Consider the following 2,501-nt stretch of genomic DNA (forward strand, 5'->3'; position numbering starts at 1 on the left):
TGTTGACGCTCGCCAAAAACTGACCCACAAAACGGGGTGATGCTCGCGCAAAACTGACCCACGCAAAACACACTGACCTGCTCAACGGATGAGCAGGGGAAGCAGGAGTGATCAGCGTGGGCATGTTGGCCAAGATCAGACGGATGCACCTGCGAGATGGACTGTCCATCCGCGAGGTGAGTCGACGCACCGGGTTGTCCCGGAACACTGTTCGTCAGTGGTTGCGCCAGGAGGGCGTGACCGAACCCAAGTACCCCAAGCGAGAGGCCGCCAGCGCGGTGGATGCCTGGGCTGAGCATCTGGCGTCGGCGCTCAAGGCCGACCAGCACCGGCCGGTGCGCGACCGGCGCACGGTCAAGATGCTGTTCGAGCAGATACGCGCGCTGGGCTACGCCGGCAGCTATGCGCGCGTGACCCGCTGGGTGCGGGGCTGGCGCGCCGAGCAGGACGCGGCGCCACGGCGCGCCGCCTTCGTGCCGATGAGCTTTGAGCTCGGCGACGCCTTCCAGTTCGATTGGAGCTGCGAGTACGTCTTCGTGGGTGGCCTGCGCCGACGGCTGGAGGTCGCGCACACCAAGCTCGCCAGCAGCCGCGCCTTCTGGCTCACGGCCTACCCGACGCAGAGCCACGAGATGCTGTTCGACGCTCACGCACGCGCGTTCCAGGCGCTGGGCGGCGTGCCGCGTCGAGGCGTGTACGACAACATGAAGACGGCGGTGGACAAGGTCGGCGTCGGCAAGCAGCGCTCGGTCAACGCGCGCTTCCAGGCCATGTGCTCGCACTACCTGTTCGAGCCCGAGTTCTGCAACCCGGCCTCGGGCTGGGAGAAGGGCATCGTCGAGAAGAACGTGCAGGACCGCCGACGCCAGGTCTGGCGCGAAGCCAGCGAGCGGCGCTGGCCGGACCTGGCCACGCTCAATGCCTGGCTCGCCGAGCGCTGCCGCGCCTGCTGGGCCGAGACCGCACACCCCGAGTGGCCGGCATTGACCGTGGCCGATGTGCTGCAAGACGAGCAGGCGCGGCTGATGCCGTGCCCAAAGCCCTTCGACGGCTACGTCGAGCAACCCGTGCGCGTCTCCGCCACGGCGCTGGTGCACTTCCAGCGCAACCGCTACAGCGTGCCCACGCGGCATGTGAACGCCGTGCTCAGCCTGCGTGCCTACCCCGACACCCTGGTGCTGGTGGCCGACGGTGTTGAGGTGGCCCGGCACACCCGCAGCTTCGAGCGCGACCTGACCTTCTACGACTGGCAGCACTACATCCCACTGGTGCAGACCAAGCCCGGGGCGCTGCGCAACGGCGCGCCCTTCAAGGCCATGCCCGAGGTCCTGCAGACCTTGCAGCGCCATCTGCTGCGCCACGCGGGCGGCGACCGCGTCATGGCGCAGGTGCTGGCGGCCGTGCCGGTGCATGGCCTGGAGGCGGTGCTGGTGGCCGCAGAGATTGCGCTGGAAGCAGGACGGCCCAGCGCCGAGCATGTGCTCAACGTGCTGGCGCGCTTGAAGGACGGCACCACGGCCATCCGTGAACTGGCCCAACCCACACCGGCGCTGAAGGAGGAACCCCGCGCCGACGTGCAGCGCTACGACGCGTTGCGCAACCCACAGGAGGCCCGCCCATGAGCACCGAGATCGTCACGCGGCTGAAGGCGCTCAAGCTGCACGGCATGGCGTCCAACTGGCCGGAGCTGGTGGCGCATTGCCGCCACGCGGCGCTGGAACCTGAGCAGCTGATCGAACAACTGCTGGACGCCGAGGGCGCCGAGCGCAACGTGCGCTCCATCGCGTACCAGATGACGGCCGCGCGCTTCCCGGCGCACCGGGACCTGGCGAGCTTCGACTTCGAGGCCAGCGCAGTCGATGAGGCGCTGGTGCGCAAGCTGCACACGACCCAGTTCACCGAGGCCGCGCACAACGTGGTGCTGATCGGCGGGCCGGGCACGGGCAAGACGCACCTGGCCACAGCGCTGGGCATCGAGGCCATCCAGCGGCATGGCAAACGGGTGCGCTTCCAGTCCACGGTGGAACTGGTCAACGCGCTGGAAGCGGAGAAGGCGGCCGGCAAGGCCGGGCAGATCGCGCACCGGTTGATGTACGTGGACCTGCTCATCCTGGACGAGCTCGGCTACCTGCCCTTCAGCCAGGCCGGCGGGGCGCTGCTGTTCCATCTGCTGAGCAAACTCTACGAGCACACCAGTGTGGTCATCACCACCAACCTGAGCTTCGGCGAATGGGCCAGCGTCTTCGGCGACGCCAAGATGACCACGGCGCTGCTCGACCGGCTCACGCACCACTGCCACATCGTCGAGACCGGCAACGAGTCCTGGCGCTTCAAGCACAGCAGCACGACCGTTGCGGCGGCACGTGCCCGACCTACTCAACGCAAGAAAGGAGACCCCAAGACCTCAGAGATATCCACAGACTCAGGCTCCCTCGGGTAGCCTTCAGGGGTGGGTCAGTTCTGCACGAGCGCCCCGGGTCAGTTCGCTGCGAGCCTCAACA

General features: G+C 67.7%; 2 protein-coding genes. Both read left to right on the top strand.

The features are described 5' to 3' along the window. Positions 1-116: 116 nt before the first annotated feature. Positions 117-1,622 carry an IS21 family transposase gene (gene istA / locus NYO99_RS21310; protein WP_268169302.1) on the top strand — a complete coding sequence of 502 codons (1,506 nt, stop codon included), beginning with the start codon at positions 117-119 and terminating at the stop codon, positions 1,620-1,622. Beyond that, a complete protein-coding gene (istB, locus tag NYO99_RS21315; protein WP_268169303.1) occupies positions 1,619-2,440 on the top strand; it encodes an IS21-like element helper ATPase IstB in 822 nt (273 codons plus the stop codon). The genes istA and istB overlap by 4 nt, the downstream gene beginning before the upstream one ends. Positions 2,441-2,501: the final 61 nt, after the last annotated feature.

Source organism: Roseateles hydrophilus (assembly GCF_026712245.1).
Classification (GTDB): Bacteria; Pseudomonadota; Gammaproteobacteria; order Burkholderiales; family Burkholderiaceae_C; genus Pelomonas; species Pelomonas hydrophilus.

Excerpts from the sequence above, each read along its gene's own strand:
- istB (WP_268169303.1), top strand. The coding sequence starts at position 1,619 with ATGAGCACCGAGATCGTCACGCGGCTGAAGGCGCTCAAGCTGCACGGC.